The following is a 15655-nucleotide window of genomic DNA, read 5'->3' on the forward strand; positions in this document are numbered from 1 at the left end:
ATTTATTTCTTGCCAATACGATAGGAGAGTGTTAATTTTCCGTAAGCCATGTTGGAAACAGAAAAATTGTTTACGGTTTTCTGATTTATGTCAAATAACTCATAACTGTTGAAAAGCCCTGCTCCTCCTTGTAACTGTAACCATATTCCGCCTGCAATACGCTGGTTTAGCTGTAGTCCACCATGAATGGTAGAGAACTGAGCATAGTCGGCTTCTTTGCCATTATAGCCGCGAAAACTTTTTAGTTTAAACCTTGTCCAGTCTATTGAACCAGCCAGACCTATCTGGGTATTCGGACCTACATTATAGAGCACATTTAGTCTTGGCCAGTAAAATTGTGCCAGCCATTTATTATCTGTACTTCTGTAGTCGATTGATATTCCGGGGGTAATTAAAGTTTCTCCGAAAGAGTGCAGTGCATGAACGCCAACGCCGATTTCGAAATTTGATTCAGGGCCAAATTTTTTCGATACACCAAGAATGCCGTCGAGAACTAAATTATCAAAAGAAACGGACTTTTCTCCTGCAAGTGCCGGCATAGCTATCGCCAGAATAGACCATTTTTCTGAAATAGGATGTCGGATAATTATGGTTGGTTTTATTTCCTGAACTCTTTTAAGTCGGTTTGGATCATCTATGGTATTGTTATCATAATTAAAATCCATCAGGCGATAATTCAGATTTCCAAAAATGCTTGTCTTTCCTATTTTAATTTGGGGTATAGGTATCCATGCATCATAGGTATTCAGTCTAAATTTATTTTCCGGATCCGGACTTTCTGGTGGTAAATCTTTAAATGTTGCTTTACTATGGCTTGTGACAGATATCCCACCGATATCCTGAATAATCTGAGCATTAATTTTGCCTGAAAAGAAAAAAGTTAAAAGAATGGCTAAACAAAAATATGACCATTTGTGTGTTAGGCTTTGTTTGCTATAAAAGGGAGATTTATGACTTCTTTTTTTTAGAATTACGAATGTTTTCATTTTCTCTGTATTTAATGATACAAAGATGAGCTGAAAACAAAGGAAGCTTTAAAACTAAACCACGCTTTACTCGGACAAATCTTGCATAAAAGTTGCCCGGTATTCTGAAGGTGTTACTCCGGTTATCTTTTTAAAAAGACGTCCAAAATAACTGGGATCCCCATAATTAAGCTCGAAAGCAACTTCGGAGATACTCTTTGTCAGGTCTTGCAAAAGCAACTGGCTTTGCAGTATATTAACTTTATTAATCCATTCTTTTGGCCCCTCGCCAATAGTTTCTTTTGTACATCTGTGAAGATAGTTTTCGGAAACAGATAAAGCATCTGCATAAAAAATAACCGATTTATGCTCCAGATAATTTTTGTAAACCAGCTCCTTAAAATTAAAAGTGATCTCAGCGCTTCGGTTCATATTTTTATTGAGCTCTTTAGCCGAAGTGAATATTTTCTGAAGACCAGCCTGGAAAAGGGAATAGCAGATGCCAAGCTTTGGATCCGGTTGGTAAATTTCGATCGTTAACAATTCAAATAAAGAGTCCAGCCAGATACTGCTTTCCTTTGGAAGGTGAATAACCACATTTGCGGAAAAAAGTTTAATCAATTCTTGTTTGGACAGAAGTTGATTTAGTGTCTGATCCTCGAATAAAATCATGTGTCCGGCGGCATCAGGGCTTACTTCTACCAGTGAAGTTACGTTTCCCTGTCTGACAAATAAGATTTCATTCTCTTTTATTGATATCAGATTAGCGTCTACTTGCTGTTTTGCGTTTCCTTTGGTAATATGAACTATAAAATTGAATTCGGGTCTGTGTAGTGGCGTGGGTACTTTGATAAAACCAGACGTCTTGGCTATATCATGTACCTGAATAGGTGTTTTTAAAATTGCAAAGTCAGAGGATATCTCCGGCATATATTGCCCTCTGAAATCTGTCGGAGTTATTCTCATGATTTTTGCCATAGTACAAAGTTAACAGCATATATCATACAATGCTATACATGTTTTATAAAAAAATTTTGTTCGGTTGCCACTAACACATTTCCGATGAATTAATATTTGGATAAAATCTGACCGTTTGAAATAGCCTAATTAATACTTGCTATTATTTATAGTTCATCGTGAGCAATTCTATCTTAAATTTTATAGGTTATTTATTCTTTTTTCCGTTGTCTGTATTAATGATGAATAAGTAAATTAAAATTACAAAATAAGCATATATCTCCGCTATCTATCTCTTTCTAAAATCTGTTCGGGATATTCTCTTTATTTTTGTCATAACAAAAAGTTAACAGCATATACCACACAATGTTATATGCTTTTTGTGTAGAAAAAAATGTCTGTTTCTTTTGTGACAAAACTCCGATCTATTTTTAAATTTGAAAATAAGTGGAAAAAATTCTACAGAAATGTAGTATTATGTGTAATTTTATTCCTTTGTTCCTGAAATATATTTATTGAATGTAAAAGCATCAAAAGATAGAGTTGAGGTACTATTGTGAGATTGGTGAAATTGCTGCTCGAAACAAATTGTTAAAACAATGGTTAGTATTGTAATTTTCGCTTTTGCATAAATTAATAAAAGATAAAATGTATGAATTATAAACTTGAACTTAACACACAAGGATCAGGTTCTAGTCTTGTTTTTAACAATATTGTATTTGATTCGTTCAAAGTTAATATTGTTGAAAGACATATTGGGTCAACGCGTTCTGCTTTAAAATTTAACCATGTATTATTTAAAGTCAGAACATTAGATGATGTTATTGTTAAAACTAAAAATGGCAATAATCGAATTATGATAAAAGGAGAGGAGTTGGTTATATATGAAAAATTAGTGAAGACACTGGGTTCATATGAGTATAGAAATAAACTTATTAACAGGAAGCAGGCTGATGAAGATTATGTTCACTTTATTTTACGCCTGGTTATTTTGAATTACGATCTCAACTAAGAGCCTATTTAAAATACTATTCGACAGGCTCAGAGTGACATTGTTTATCCAAAGCTTCTTTCTTTTAGAGCTGTCAGACTGAGCCTGTCGAAGTCTAACATTATTGAATTAAAATTTAAACATGCTCTAATGCTTTATTGATAAATTTTTACATTTAATTAATATTAATGTGACTGTGATATTTCATGGAGTACATTATTCATAGTCTTTAAGGTTGCAGTTTGTGATCTTAAAGACTTTCGTTTTTATACTTTATACCCTTAGGAATTTACATGCTGAATATTAATATGTTAAAGTGAAAATAATCAAATTAGAATTTTCTGTACACATCTCTGTTGATTGTATAAAATTTGACTTTAGCAGAAGATTGATTGAATTCTGATTTTCATAATGGGTAAAAGCAAGTATCTTTTTTAGCTTTAATGTATGAAATACATAGTCGATTACTGCTTGTATCGCTTCTGTCATTATTCCTTGTCCCTGGAATGTCGTCATTAATTCATATCCAATTTCACAACTGTTATTTTCGCTTGAAAGATCAAATAAGCTTACGGTACCTATAAGTGTATTCGTTTTAGTCAAGGTAATTGCCCAATAAAAAGAATTGCCTTTTTCAATGTTGCCATTGACACTTTTGATGAAATTTATGGCATCTTCTTTTGTTTTACAAATTGCGCGGTCAAGGAACTCGTTAATTTTGGGATCAGAACGCAAAGCAAAAATATCTTGCTCATCACCAATCGATAATTGCCTAAGAGTTAATCTTTCAGTTTTCAAAACCGGAAACGCCACTGAATTCATACCTGTTATTAATTTATATTTATTGAGCCTAGAATCTTATTGAATGGCTTGACTTCTGTTAAGTATGTAAATACTAAATATCGGACCGACAATAGGAATTAGAATTGAGATAGTAAACAGCATAAGTTTATTGTTATCATCCTTTTCTCGTAAAATAAGCCAGCAAGAATATAATAGCAATATCAGCCCTAGTATTAAAAATACAGGTAATGTTATCAGGTAGATTAGTTCTGCAGTTGATAAATCCATAGTACTATTTACATATTCCTGAAAGTTAATATTTATTTTGTTTTCGAATACAATTTTTAGTAAAATTATTGCATCTATAATATTGTACTATCAATAGTGTATATTTGTAGCCCCGAGCAGAATCGAACTGCTATCTAAAGTTTAGGAAACTTCTATTCTATCCGTTGAACTACAGGGCCAGAAGAATTATTTCGGAAATCTGTCTTTCACAAGGTTTAGTTCGATTCCGTGTTCCAAATGAGCTTTCAGGCCAGCAAGTACTAAAGTAAAGCCTTCAGTAGAGTCACGGACAGCGGAGATCACGGTATCTTCATCACCTGTAAAATTGCTGTTAATTACAGAAACAAAAGTGTCACCTTCATGTTCAGAGAAAGTCCATACAACCGGAGTTTTTTCTTCATAATTCCCCCATAATACTGAAATTTTCTGATTAGGCTGAAGCTCAGTTACTTCTACATCAACATCAACATTGTACATTTCCCATGTCCATGTAATATTTTTGTTTTCATCGAGCCTTCCTGAACTCTTGGTAAACCAGAACTTAGTCGTTATTTCAGGGTTTATAAAAGCTTCATAAACATCTGCTACAGGTTTTCTTATCAGCATTTCTGCTTTTGCGTAATGGTTATTATTTTCCATTGTTGTTATTTTTGTAAGTCTAAATTTAAAACATAATTTCTAATCGCTATATAAAAATAACAACACAGGCTAAAAGCCTGTGCTGTCTAAAATAAAGTAAAAGTAAAATGTTTAAAATTGATTAAGGAATCATTCTGGCATCCTCTACACGGAAGGTTTCGGTTGCCTGAAAAGATTGCCCGAAACGATCTGTTGCACGGATGTTAATCTTATGCTGACCTTTTTCCAGTTTTTTAGGAAACTCAGCATTCCATAGATGGGTAGAGAATTCCGGATTTGAAGGTCTTCTACCTTCCAGTAACTGTGGGTTAATATCCCATTTCAGAACTTCTGTCACATATTTAGGATCGTAATCTTTAAGATAGCGCATCGGTTTCCAATCGCCATTGTCAATTTGGAATTCTACCTTATCATTAGGAGCTCCCATAAAGAAGTTAGCGACAATCTGTGCCGATGTTTTCCCTGGATATGGGATAACCTTCGGTGCAAATATGGAAATCTGATAATCATTTGGTTTCCCGGCTACCTTGTATTTTATTTTATAATCCGTATCGTTAAAGTGAATAAACGCATAGCCTCTTGGGGTTCCGTCCCGCATTGTAGATGCAGGTACACCCAATTCGTCTGCCGTACCGGAATACCAATCACCAGCAGTGGTTCCGGCATTGAATTCATATAATTTATGTTCCTGATCCCATCCTTGCTCTTTTCCATAAGTCAGTTGCTGCTGAATATGGGTATGTGCGGACATTAAAAACGATTTTTTAAAAGGTTTCAAAAGATTGAAAAGTTTTTCACGGTCGGCGTTTCGGAAGTTTTCCTCATCATAGATCATAGGAATATGAAAAGAAATAACCACCAGTTTCTTTTTATCGACCAGTTTTAGATCATTTTCTATAAAACTTAGCTGGTCCGGACGAAGTCCGCCCCAATAACCTTTTCCGTCACGAGGATCAGGATAAAGAATATCATCCAGAACAATAAAGTGAACATTCCCGTAGTTGAATGCATAATTGTTCGGACCGAAATTCTTTTTGAATGTTACATCAGATTGTTCGTCTGTTGCAGTATCATAGTTCATATCGTGATTTCCCATTACGTTGTACCATGGAAGTCCGATTTCCTTTACGGCGTCAGCATAGTACGGCTGAAGGCTTAGATCATCACCGACAAGATCGCCAAGGCTGATTCCAAAAGTGTAGTTCTCTTTCAGGTTTTTGACTTCCTGTACAATCCCTCTTTTGAAATATTCAATCTGCTTTTGGGTGTAAGGTTGTGGATCTCCGAATACGATAATATTGAAATCTTTTTTGTCTTCTGATTTTACCAACGGGAAATTAATTTCTCCCGGAAGATTTCCTGTCGGACCTATTCCTTTGTATTTGAATTGCGCTGGAGCACCTTTGGGGTTGTGATGATAATAAAACTTTGGTGTATTATTGCCACTTAACGGTGTACTATAACCAGATGGTTTGATAACAAAAAATATATTTTCGTCACCTGCAAGCAGCTGATATGCACCTTTGTTGTCTGTCAGTACAACCTGAATACCATTGGATACAGCAATATTGGGAATTCCGGATTCACCGGTATCTTTTATCCCGTTGTTATTTTTGTCTTCAAATACATAACCTTTTGCAATGTTTTGTGCAGATAATATTCCGCAAAGTAAAACGGCTGATAATAACTGAACTTTCATCTTACTTATAATTTAAAGTTTTACTTATTCCACCACACTTTGATGTTAATATCGTCTCCGCCCATTTGTTGTACCGCTTTCTGATAATTCTCGGAGTTTAGTACCCGGGATTGGGTGGTGTACATATATCGTTGAGGTAGTTTGCCTTCATTTTGCAGACCGCCGTTATTCGGAAGTTTAGGCAGTCCGGTTCTGCGTTGTTCAAACCATTGTTGATGATCTATAAAAAACAGGGCAACATATTTTTGCAGCATAATCTGTTCGAAGCTATTATTAAAGGCAACTTTAGGATTGCTGAAATAATTAGCAGGTACTTCGCTTCCCCATTGTTCCAGATTGGCTTTTACACCTGCTTCGTAATAAGATTTTGTATTTCCGGTGACAATGCCTTTATAAGAAAGTTCAGCCATAATAAACTGTAACTCGGAATAAGTCATCATAAATAATCTCATCGGTGCTTTGGCTAAATTCTGGCTAAGCTGGGAAGGCTGGTAATCGAAATAAGTGCCCAAAGGATAACCTGCAGGAGCACCTTTGTATCCAATGTCCTTATTTTTCAGATCTTTTGCTTTTGTCAGGAAAACAGGGATTCTCGGGTCATTATTGTCCAACAAAGTATTGACAAAGAATTCACCTGCAGCTCTTGCTGTTGTAAAATCCTGAGGACGTGCAATAGGGGGAAGGAATGGTGCTATACCGGAAATGTCAAGAGCGGCGTTGTCTGCATTGGATGAGAAAACAGGATAGTTAACTGGATCATTTACGATTTTTCTGATCCTCTCATGAACGTTGATTTCTCCGTTTTTAGCAGAAATTCTGGTTAGCAATCGAAGAGAAAGGCTATTGGCAAATTTTTTCCATTTTACAATACCATCTACAGAAGCTTCACCTTTGTACAGAATATCTGATTCGGCAAGTTTCTTTTTTACGTCCAGTAAACTATTGGCCTGATTAAGCTGATCGAGCAGATTGATATAAATATCTTTTTGTCTGTCGAATGCAGGCTGTTTTACACCTGTATCCAATTGGGAAGCCTGGGTCATAGGAATATCACCAAAGCTGTCTGTAAGATTAGCGTAGATCCAAGCATTGAGAATTGTTCCGATTGCCAGATTGTTATTATCACCTTCCTGTTTGGCAATATCCATCATATCCCGTACCTGTTTCAACCACAGATAAGAAGTGTTCCACATGCCTTGTCCTGTTTTATCAGTCATATAGTACCGGCTTGTAATGTTTCCCTCATTCGGAAAATCAATGGAAACCTGCATCAGGTCAAATGTAAAGTCATTGGCTCTGTTATAGCCATATGATGCCATATTGTATAGCACCGGATTTAATAAGCTTCCGGAAGTCGGATCTTTTATTCTGCTTTCATCGGTATTGATTTGTTCGAAATTACGGCTGCATGAAACGGCCATCAGAGAAAGACTTAAGGGTATTATAAATTTAAAATAAGATTTCATGAAGTAAAGAATTAGAATTTAAGATTAAGCTGCATACCAATTGTCCTGGCAGAAGGTAATTGTCCGACTTCAGCTCCGGGAGTAATGGTGCTGTTGTTTAGTGTGGCTGCTTCCGGATCGAATAACGGGAATTTAGTCCACATCCATAGATTTTTACCATATAGGGCAATTGTAAGTTCTTTCAGTTTTAGCTTTCCAATGCTGGCATCAGGGAAGGTATAAGATACTCTTGCATCTCTAAGCTTGATGAAAGAAGTATCAAATGAATTGGTTTCCACATTGGCACGGCGGTAATAATCTCCATAATAGTTGGTTAAAAGAACTTTTTTAGTGTTCGGAGAGTAGCTTCCATCAGTATTTTGTATAACGCCTTCGCCAATGACCATTCCGTCCGGGTTTTCTCTTCCCCATAGAGTATGTCCTAGTTTTCCTTGTTCACTCATCTTGTGATGAGATTGAGAATAAGCCATTCCTTTGTACTGACCATCAAACGAGAAGCTTATGCGGAAGTTTTTAATTTTAAATTCGTTCTGAAGTCCGGCTCTCCATTCCGGGAATGCGTTTCCTACATATTCAATATCCGAAGGTCTGGCAGGTAATCCGGTAGCCGGATCATAAATAACCTGACCGTCCGGAGCACGTTTTAGTTTGTAACCATACATATCTCCAAGGGATCCTCCAATACGAACCTGATAGAATAGAACGTCCCCCACAGAAGCAACTGTATATGGATTACCTTCAAATTCAGCAGGGAGACTTAGTACCTTATTTCTGTTAGCAGACCAGTTGGCATTAATGTTCCATGTAAAGTTTGGCCTTTTTATTGGGGTAGCATTAAGTGTGATTTCCAAACCTTTGTTTTCTACGCTTCCTGAATTGATAAAGCGCGATCTGAATCCACTCTCGGTAAGAGCCGGAATTTCAACAATCTGATTTTTGGTAATATTTTTATAGAATGTGAAATTAAGACCTAATCTGTTTTTAAACATGGAGAAATCCATACCTCCTTCGTAATTGGTATTCTTTTCAGGAAGAAGATTGATATTGTTCAGCGTATTGGGAGCTACTACTGAACCTGATATTTCACCTATACTATAGTATCTGTCCAGTCTGTAAGGTTTGGTACCATTTCCAACGCCTGCTACAGATAGTCTTAATTTCCAGAAATCAAAAGTGTTTTTTATACCGAATATATCGGAAAGAATAAAGCTGGTACTCGCTGAAGGGTAGAAGAACGAGTTATTTCCTTTTCTTAACGTACTTGTCCAGTCATTTCTGGCAGTAAGATCCAAGTAAACATATTTTCCATAGTTTAGGGAAACCAAACCATAAATACTGTTTTCCTGTCTGTCTTTAGGTGAAGGAATAGCACTGAACAAAGAAAGTCCGTTAGAAAGAGTATATATATTGGGTTTTCTCAACCCTGTTGCACGCGTCATTTCATAGCGGTATTCATTGTATCTGATGCTTCCTCCTAATGATGCACTGATGCCTATTTTACTACCTGTCTGATTGTTTTTGTAGCTAAAGAGAATATCATTATTGTATTCCTGATTGGTGATATGTTCCTCTCTGTAATAACCTTGTGGATAATTAGCTGTGCTAAAAGGTCTGCGCTGGGTACGGATGTCATTTTGCCACTCCAGTCCGGAGCGGAACATAACATCGAAACTGCGATTGATCTTATAATTTAAAGTTATATTGGCGTTCAGCTGATTATTATTAGCGCTGTTCAGCATTTCATAAGCAATCATGTAAGGATTGTCTATGTAAGAGCTGAACGGGTGTATCTGGTCTATACCTTCTTTTCCCGGTCTCCATATTGGGCGGTACCACGCCAGATCCACATTAGGATTCTGGAAAATCATAAAATAAGAAATAGACTGATTATTGTATCCGGTTGCAGGAAGATTATCACTCATCATTTTAGAGTACATAACCTTAGTGGTAATTTTTAATTTTTCATTCAGTTGGTGTGTTAAAGATGTTGAAAAATTAAAGCGATCAAAACCGGTATTAGGCATCATCCAATTATTTTTTACATAGCCTAATGAGCTTCTGAAACTGGTTTTGTCATTTGAATTTTCCAACGAAAGTGTATTGGAATAAGTCTCACCGGCTTGCCAAAAACCTTTGATATTGTTTTTATAAGGCTTCCAAAGCTGGCGCTCCAGACTTGGGCCGATAATATTAGGATCATATTGAAAATAAGACTGCCCATCGAATTTAGGACCAAATGCACTACTGGTACTTCCCGTATTTACGCCATCTTCAGATGCCCCGTATGAATAATAGAATTTTCCGCTTTTATCTTTATTCAGCGTTCCTTGTCCGTATTCATATTGATAATCCGGCCATTTCAGAACAGTGTCGAAACTGGTGTCAGATGAAAAAGAAACTCTTAGTTTTCTACTTCCTGCACCTGATTTGGTTGTAATCATAATAGCTCCGTTTGCTGCTCTGGAACCATATAAAGCAGCTGCCGAAGCTCCTTTCAATATCGTAACAGAAGCAATGTCATCAGGATTAATACTGTTGATGCCATTTCCGTAATCAATAGGAAGATCACCACCAGCACCTGCTCCATAAGCGGATGCACCGGTTCCGGTTGTGTTATTACTCATAGGGACTCCGTCGATAACAATGAGAGCGCTATTGCTATCCATGTCAAAAGACTTTTCACCACGTAATGTGATTCTGGCGCTTCCTAATGGTCCTGCTCCCGCGGTCTGGATTTTTAAACCAGCTACTTTTCCTTCCAAAGCATTTGCCCAGTTATTGTTTTGGGTGTCTTCAAATATTTTTGAATCCTTGTTTTCAGCAGCATATCCTAAAGATTTATTCATTCTTTTGATACCTAATGCTGTTACTACAACTTCGTCAATAACTTTGGTTTTTAATGTGTCTTTGGTCTTTTGGGAAAAAGCGGTTTGTGTAATACATCCCGTAAGAACCAGAGCCAAAAGGCTTTTGACATTCTTATTCATGGTCTCTATTTTTTAGCGGCAAAAGTAAGAGACCAATGTTACGAGATTTTTAAGCTAATTTTAACTTTTACCGAATTAAAGTTAATAATAGTTAAAATTGTAAAAACTAAATATTTATAATTAAAAAACTATATTAATGTATAAAAAAACATTCTGCTTAAGAAAACAGAATGAAAGAAATTAAGTTTATGTTAATAAATGACTTTTGTGTGAATTATTTAGTTGTAATTATGCTGTACTCAAAGTTTATTCAGGCTGATAAGTAAGTTCTATAACCCCTGATTTGAACATGCGGAAGCCCAGTAGTTTTAATCCAATCCTGTTTTTTAAATTTTCAAATAATGGCTTTCCGTTTCCCAATACAACAGGATGCAGAGATATTTTATAAAGATCAATAAGCCCCAGATGGATAAATGTTTTTATAAGATTGGCTCCTCCATATAACCATATATCTTTACCTTGCTGTTTTTTTATTTCATTAACTTTAGCAATGATGTCAGAGGTAATAAATTTTGCATTCTCATTTGATCTGTCCTGATGAGAGAATACAAATTTTTGTTTTGAATGTATTTCATTCCATATCTCTTTTTCTGAAATATCAGCATCAGATTCAGGCTGATAAGTGCCCCAGGCGTCATAGCTTACTCTGCCATAAAATATAGTGTCAATACTTTGGAGAAAATTTTCGAAGCCCATGTCATCATCCATAATACACCAATCAGTTTCTCCATTGGATCCCTCAATAAAACCATCCAAACTGACCGCTAAGTTTAAAACTACCTTTTTCATGTGAATTTTTAAAGTTTATTTTTTATGATATAACTAAGTAAACCACAGCTCGAAAACACTGCCCTGTTGTTGTTTACGGAAATTAATGTAACCATTATGAGCTTCCATAATGCTTTTGGTTAGGGTAAGTCCAATACCGGAGCCACTATTTCTCGTGGTGAAGAAGGGCAAAAATATTTTATCCGATATCTGCTCACTGATACCAATACCATTGTCTTCCACCTGAATAACAGTTCTGGTATTCTGTTGGTCGGTGGATATTCTTATTTTTTTGTTTTCCAGATCTTCTACAGCATGCAGGGCATTTGTAAGTAGGTTGATAAGACTTCGTTCCAGCATTTTTTCATCGGCCATTATCATATAGTCTTTGATGCTGGTGGTAAGTGTGATGTTTTTATTCTGAAACTCGCTTTCCATCAGTCTCAGCACTTTTTCTATAACAGGTCTGATGGATATTTTCTGAAGTTTAGGTTTAGGAAGCTCTGCAACCTGTCGGTAGTTGTTTATAAAGTTGAGTAGTTGCTCGGACTTGTTATTCACAATCTTGAGACTCTCTTTTATTTCTTCCTGATCGTCTCCGGAAATTTCTTCCTGATCGGTGATGTACTCCATATTCCGTATCAGGCTGTTGATAGGAGTCAGGGTATTGAGTAATTCATGGGAAATAACTTTCATCAGGTTATTCCATGCCATCTTTTCTTTCCGTTCTATAATCTTTTGTACCGATTCCAGAGAGATAATACAAAAATCTTCGCGTGGCGTTTCCAGTCGGGTTGTCCGTATAGAGTATGTCTGAAAACCTGACTGGTTGATGGAAACTTCCATAAAATCCTGACTTTCTCTGTAACCAGTATCTTTTATAAGACTGAAAAACTCCGGACTCTTTTCCTCATATAAACTCCATCTGTTGTATTTCGGAACTTTCAGAATTTCAATAAACTTTGGATTAGAGTAGAATACTTCCCAGTCATTAGCATCCTCTTTTAATATCATGATACCTATATCAAGCTGATTCAGGATATTTTCGTACAGAACCTTGAACGACAATACATCGGTGTTTTTCTCTTTTTCCTGATAGTAAAGGTCAACAGCTTTTTGCTTTAACGGATCATGTTGTTTTTTGTCCGGGAATAAAGAAAAATCTTTATGGTGAATTGCCTGCAGAATCTGTTCCGTTTCTCTTCCGGATTGTTGGGCATTGCGGATATTCAAGATAATCATGAAAGCCGAAAGAAAAAGAAAAAGCAATGCTGTAATCCATTTTTCCGACTCATAACAATCAAAAGCCAATATGCCAAAGACAAGACCCAGCAATAAAATCGCTATCTGAATAATATAGAATTTTGTTTTCATCAGATACCGAATTTTTCCATTCTGCGGTATAGTGCTGCACGCGAAAGTCCCAAATCTTCTGCCGCAGAAGATATATTGCCCTGATGTTTTTTCAAGGCTTTTTTAATCAGGATTTCTTCCATTTCTTCAATATTCAGTACATCCGGTAATCCCTGTGATGAATTTTCCATAGGTTTGGGCAGGGAAAGCTGTAATATTCCGTGATCGGAAAGGATTACACTTCTTTCCATAGCATGTTCCAGCTCTCGGATATTACCCGGCCAGTTATAGCTGCATAATTCTTTTATATCTCCTTCGGAAAGCGATAAGGTTTTGTGGTATTTGTACTGGTATTTCGCTAAGAAGTATTGTGCAAACAAAGGCATGTCTTCCAAACGTTCCCGTAAAGGCGGGATGGTAATTTCTACGGTATTGATTCTGAAATAAAGGTCCTTTCTGAACAAAAATTCGCTTACTTTCTGCTGAAGATTTTCATTGGTTGCAAAAATAAAACGGACATCCATTTGTCGCTCCCTGGTTTCCCCAATACGGGATAATTTTTTATTCTGAATAAGGGTAAGGAGCTTAGCCTGGAGATGAAGCGGTAAATTTCCGATTTCATCCAGAAAAACAGTGCCGCCCTGTGCATTTTCTATTTTTCCTGCAGTGTCTGCAATTGCATCTGTAAAAGCACCTTTTTTATAGCCAAAGAGTTCTGCTTCAAAAAGACCTTCGGGAAGGCTTCCCAGGTCGATATGTACAAAAGGTTCTTTGCTGCGTGGAGATTTTCTGTGGACTTGTTCAGCCAGAACATATTTTCCGGTACCATTCTCTCCCAATAACAAAACATTGGCATCGGTAGGTGCAATTTTGTCTATAGTATGAAGAATATGCTGTACCGCACCCGAATTACTTTCCAGAATATAATTCTGGTCACTTTGCTGAATGCTTTCCCACTGATGAAGCTTTTTGTTTTTGCGCGAAACATCTACAGCAAGATTAACCGAAGCATAGAGTTTTTCATTATTCCAGGGTTTCAGGATAAAGTCCGAAGCTCCTAATTTTAATGCTTCTACCGCTAGCTCTACTTCTCCATAAGCTGTCATTAATATAATAGGAATATCAGGAGAGACTTCCTTAACCTCGTTCATCCAGTATAATCCGTCCTGTCCGTTTTCGAAGCCTTTCCGGAAATTCATATCCAGAAGTATAACATCGAAGACTTCTTCCGTAAGTGCGGGGAGAATTTTCTTTGGATTATTAATTGTTTTTACATCGGTAAAAAATTTTTTCAGCCACACTTTTGCAGAGAAAAGAATGTCTTCATCATCGTCAACAATTAATATTTTGGCTGTTTTCTTTCGCATGGGTGTTCAGTTTTGTACACTTAGTGTTCGATTTCGGACACTTTTATTTTGACTTAAAATCTTTACTGTTTAATTTTCAGACTTTTACCGACAGATTCTTTTTGTGGCATATTTGTCGTGTATATTATTGAAAATCAAATAGCTGTAATGGATACGAAAATAGAGAAAAAAAGATCTAAACTCAAAATTATTCTTTTAGCACTTGCCGGAGTGGTGATTCTGGGATTATTTCTGGGATATTTTTTTCGTCAGAAAAAAACTTTTAATGTAAAAGCAGAAGATTTACAGGTAGAAAAAGTGACCAAAGGGAAGTTTGAAGATATGATGATGATTACAGCGCAAACGCAGTCATTAAACTCTTCCTTGGTAAATGTAATGGAAGGCGGAGCTGTAAAAGAAATCTTTGCAGAGGATGGGAAAATGGTAACAAAAGGAGAACCTTTGGCGAGGGTGTATAATCCGAATACTGAATTCAATTTTATGAGCCAGGAAACAGGAATTATGCAGCAGATCAGCCAGATGAGAAATACCTTATTAGAACTTAAAAATCAGGAATTCACACAGGATAAAGAGATACTTCAGGCACAGAATGATTATAATACAGCACAGCAGAATTACAATCTGCAAAAAAGATTATATGATGCGGAAATAGGTAAGAAAACGGATTATGAAATGGCACGTCAGAATCTGGCTTATCAACAAAAAAGAAAACAAATCGTAGAACAGAGTATTGTGAATGAAAAACATTCCCGCGCTTCGCAGATTGCTGCAGTTAATAATTCTATTGCACAAATGGAAAAAAGCCTGGATGTACTGAGAAATAATAAAAATAATTTTCTCATCATGTCTCCGGCTACAGGGCGCTTGTCTTCCTTTAGTATTTCATTGGGGCAAAGCCTTACTACCGGACAAAGTATTGGAAAGGTAGATTTGATGGGGGGCTATAAGCTGGTTGCTAAAATCGATGAATACTATATCAATAAACTGCATGCAGGGATCAAAGGAACATTGGAAAGCAACGGTAAGGAATATAATGTTATTGTATCCAAAGTATTGCCGGAAGTCGTACAGGGGCAGTTCTCCGCGGAACTTAATTTTGCGGAGAATAACAAACCGGATGATCTGAAAATAGGAATGACTTTCGGAGTGAAGCTGAAGCTTTCTGCGGATACACAGAGTTTGATGATTCCTAAAGGAAACTTCTTTAAAGATACCAACGGAAAATGGATTTTTGTTGCAGAAAAGGGAAAAGCTGTACGCAAGAACATCAGTCTGGGAAGAGAGAATCCATTGTATTATGAAGTTTTATCAGGACTAAAAGAAGGAGAGCAGGTCATTGTATCAGATTACTCGGATTACAAAAAATATGAAATACTAGATATTAAAAACTAA

General features: G+C 36.4%; 12 protein-coding genes and 1 tRNA gene. 2 read left to right on the forward strand and 11 right to left on the reverse strand.

Features of this window, described 5'->3' with window-relative positions; all coding sequences use genetic code 11:
* Nucleotides 1–2: 2 nt before the first annotated feature.
* Together BAZ10_RS05775 and BAZ10_RS05780 are read right to left on the reverse strand one after the other, a co-directional pair.
* Nucleotides 3–986, reverse strand: a complete 984-nt coding sequence (locus BAZ10_RS05775) for a DUF6268 family outer membrane beta-barrel protein (protein WP_078771255.1) — start codon at nucleotides 984–986, stop codon at nucleotides 3–5.
* A 66-nt stretch (nucleotides 987–1052) separates the two neighbouring features.
* Entirely contained in the window at nucleotides 1053–1943 is an 891-nt protein-coding gene (locus tag BAZ10_RS05780) for a helix-turn-helix domain-containing protein (protein WP_078771256.1), read from the reverse strand.
* A gap of 631 nt (nucleotides 1944–2574) precedes the next feature.
* Between BAZ10_RS05780 and BAZ10_RS05785 the strand changes: the two genes are divergently transcribed.
* On the forward strand, nucleotides 2575–2934 hold the full coding sequence (locus BAZ10_RS05785) for a prevent-host-death protein (RefSeq protein WP_078771257.1): 360 nt from the start codon (nucleotides 2575–2577) through the stop codon (nucleotides 2932–2934).
* 282 nt (nucleotides 2935–3216) lie between these two features.
* Here the strand turns inward: BAZ10_RS05785 and BAZ10_RS05790 are convergent, their stop codons facing one another.
* The 9 genes from BAZ10_RS05790 to BAZ10_RS05835 form a co-directional block, all read right to left on the reverse strand.
* On the reverse strand, nucleotides 3217–3735 hold the full coding sequence (locus BAZ10_RS05790) for a GNAT family N-acetyltransferase (RefSeq protein ID WP_078771258.1): 519 nt from the start codon (nucleotides 3733–3735) through the stop codon (nucleotides 3217–3219).
* A 356-nt stretch (nucleotides 3736–4091) separates the two neighbouring features.
* Nucleotides 4092–4163: transfer RNA gene (locus tag BAZ10_RS05800), tRNA-Arg, on the reverse strand.
* Between the two features lie 7 nt (nucleotides 4164–4170).
* Nucleotides 4171–4623, reverse strand: a complete 453-nt coding sequence (locus BAZ10_RS05805; protein WP_078771260.1) for an SRPBCC family protein — start codon at nucleotides 4621–4623, stop codon at nucleotides 4171–4173.
* A 121-nt stretch (nucleotides 4624–4744) separates the two neighbouring features.
* On the reverse strand, nucleotides 4745–6322 hold the full coding sequence (locus BAZ10_RS05810; RefSeq protein WP_078771261.1) for a calcineurin-like phosphoesterase C-terminal domain-containing protein: 1578 nt from the start codon (nucleotides 6320–6322) through the stop codon (nucleotides 4745–4747).
* A gap of 20 nt (nucleotides 6323–6342) precedes the next feature.
* A complete protein-coding gene (locus BAZ10_RS05815) occupies nucleotides 6343–7788 on the reverse strand; it encodes a SusD/RagB family nutrient-binding outer membrane lipoprotein (RefSeq protein ID WP_078771262.1) in 1446 nt (481 codons plus the stop codon).
* Nucleotides 7789–7799: 11 nt separating this feature from the next.
* Nucleotides 7800–10775, reverse strand: a complete 2976-nt coding sequence (locus tag BAZ10_RS05820) for a SusC/RagA family TonB-linked outer membrane protein (RefSeq protein ID WP_078771263.1) — start codon at nucleotides 10773–10775, stop codon at nucleotides 7800–7802.
* Between the two features lie 246 nt (nucleotides 10776–11021).
* Nucleotides 11022–11564, reverse strand: a complete 543-nt coding sequence (locus tag BAZ10_RS05825; RefSeq protein WP_078771264.1) for a dihydrofolate reductase family protein — start codon at nucleotides 11562–11564, stop codon at nucleotides 11022–11024.
* 33 nt (nucleotides 11565–11597) lie between these two features.
* A complete protein-coding gene (locus BAZ10_RS05830) occupies nucleotides 11598–12917 on the reverse strand; it encodes a sensor histidine kinase (RefSeq protein ID WP_078771265.1) in 1320 nt (439 codons plus the stop codon).
* A complete protein-coding gene (locus BAZ10_RS05835) occupies nucleotides 12917–14263 on the reverse strand; it encodes a sigma-54-dependent transcriptional regulator (protein WP_078771266.1) in 1347 nt (448 codons plus the stop codon). The genes BAZ10_RS05830 and BAZ10_RS05835 overlap by 1 nt, the downstream gene beginning before the upstream one ends.
* Before the next feature lie 147 nt (nucleotides 14264–14410).
* Between BAZ10_RS05835 and BAZ10_RS05840 the strand changes: the two genes are divergently transcribed.
* Nucleotides 14411–15655 (forward strand): efflux RND transporter periplasmic adaptor subunit, encoded by a 1245-nt coding sequence (locus BAZ10_RS05840; RefSeq protein ID WP_078771297.1) that lies wholly within the window; start codon nucleotides 14411–14413, stop codon nucleotides 15653–15655.

It is taken from the genome of Elizabethkingia occulta (genome assembly GCF_002023715.1).
GTDB lineage: Bacteria > Bacteroidota > Bacteroidia > Flavobacteriales > Weeksellaceae > Elizabethkingia > Elizabethkingia occulta.

What these genes read in the sequence shown, in the direction of transcription:
- BAZ10_RS05830 (WP_078771265.1), bottom strand. Translation starts at nt 12,917, where the DNA reads ATGAAAACAAAATTCTATATTATTCAGATAGCGATTTTATTGCTGGGT.
- BAZ10_RS05775 (WP_078771255.1), bottom strand. Translation starts at nt 986, where the DNA reads ATGAAAACATTCGTAATTCTAAAAAAAAGAAGTCATAAATCTCCCTTT.
- BAZ10_RS05785 (WP_078771257.1), top strand. Translation starts at nt 2,575, where the DNA reads ATGAATTATAAACTTGAACTTAACACACAAGGATCAGGTTCTAGTCTT.
- BAZ10_RS05805 (WP_078771260.1), bottom strand. Translation starts at nt 4,623, where the DNA reads ATGGAAAATAATAACCATTACGCAAAAGCAGAAATGCTGATAAGAAAA.
- BAZ10_RS05820 (WP_078771263.1), bottom strand. Translation starts at nt 10,775, where the DNA reads ATGAATAAGAATGTCAAAAGCCTTTTGGCTCTGGTTCTTACGGGATGT.
- BAZ10_RS05815 (WP_078771262.1), bottom strand. Translation starts at nt 7,788, where the DNA reads ATGAAATCTTATTTTAAATTTATAATACCCTTAAGTCTTTCTCTGATG.
- BAZ10_RS05825 (WP_078771264.1), bottom strand. Translation starts at nt 11,564, where the DNA reads ATGAAAAAGGTAGTTTTAAACTTAGCGGTCAGTTTGGATGGTTTTATT.
- BAZ10_RS05840 (WP_078771297.1), top strand. Translation starts at nt 14,411, where the DNA reads ATGGATACGAAAATAGAGAAAAAAAGATCTAAACTCAAAATTATTCTT.
- BAZ10_RS05780 (WP_078771256.1), bottom strand. Translation starts at nt 1,943, where the DNA reads ATGGCAAAAATCATGAGAATAACTCCGACAGATTTCAGAGGGCAATAT.
- BAZ10_RS05835 (WP_078771266.1), bottom strand. Translation starts at nt 14,263, where the DNA reads ATGCGAAAGAAAACAGCCAAAATATTAATTGTTGACGATGATGAAGAC.
- BAZ10_RS05790 (WP_078771258.1), bottom strand. Translation starts at nt 3,735, where the DNA reads ATGAATTCAGTGGCGTTTCCGGTTTTGAAAACTGAAAGATTAACTCTT.
- BAZ10_RS05810 (WP_078771261.1), bottom strand. Translation starts at nt 6,322, where the DNA reads ATGAAAGTTCAGTTATTATCAGCCGTTTTACTTTGCGGAATATTATCT.